The following is a 1,035-nucleotide window of genomic DNA, read 5'->3' on the forward strand; positions in this document are numbered from 1 at the left end:
CGCTCCGAGGGCACCCCCGAACACCCCCACGGCACCTTCCGCACCGCCGCCCACCGCCTCGACGCCATCGCCGCCATGGGCTTCGACGTCGTCTACCTCCCCCCCGTCCACCCCATCGGCCACACCTTCCGCAAAGGCCGCAACAACACCCTCACCGCCGGACCCGACGACGTCGGCGTCCCCTGGGCCATCGGCTCCCCCGAAGGCGGCCACGACGCCGTCCACCCCGCCCTGGGCACCCTCGACGACTTCGACCACTTCGTCGCCCGCGCCGGCGCACTCGGCCTGGAAATCGCCCTCGACTTCGCCCTGCAGTGCTCCCCCGACCACCCCTGGGTCCACAAACACCCCGAGTGGTTCCACCACCGCCCCGACGGCACCATCGCCTACGCCGAGAACCCGCCCAAGAAGTACCAGGACATCTACCCCATCGCCTTCGACACCGACATGGACGGCCTGATCACCGAGACCGTCCGCGTCCTGAGGCACTGGATGTCCCACGGCGTGCGCATCTTCCGCGTCGACAACCCCCACACCAAACCCGTGGTGTTCTGGGAACGCGTCATCGCCGAAGTCAACCGCACCGACCCGGACGTGATCTTCCTCGCCGAGGCCTTCACCCGCCCGGCCATGATGCGCACCCTCGCCCAGATCGGCTTCCAGCAGTCCTACACCTACTTCACCTGGCGCACCACCAAGCAGGAACTCACCCAGTACCTGACCGAGCTGTCCGGCGAGGCCGCCGCCTACATGCGGCCCAACTTCTTCGCCAACACCCCCGACATCCTGCACGCCTACCTCCAGCACGGCGGACGCCCCGCCTTCGAGGTCCGCGCCGTCCTCGCCGCCACCCTCTCCCCCACCTGGGGCATCTACAGCGGCTACGAACTGTGCGAGAACACCCCCCTCAGAGAAGGCTCCGAGGAATACCTCGACTCGGAGAAGTACCAGCTCAAACCCCGCGACTGGGCCGCCGCCGCACGCGAGGGACGCACCATCGCCCCCCTCGTCACCCGCCTCAACACCATCCGGCGC

1 pseudogene is annotated in these 1,035 nt (G+C 68.9%); it reads left to right on the forward strand.

Going from position 1 to position 1,035, the window contains the following annotated elements:
- Nucleotides 1-1,035: pseudogene (locus ABZX30_RS38225) on the forward strand (alpha-1,4-glucan--maltose-1-phosphate maltosyltransferase); the annotation flags it as partial.

Origin of the sequence: Streptomyces sp. NPDC004542, from assembly GCF_040610035.1 — a bacterium.
Classification (GTDB): domain Bacteria; phylum Actinomycetota; class Actinomycetes; order Streptomycetales; family Streptomycetaceae; genus Streptomyces.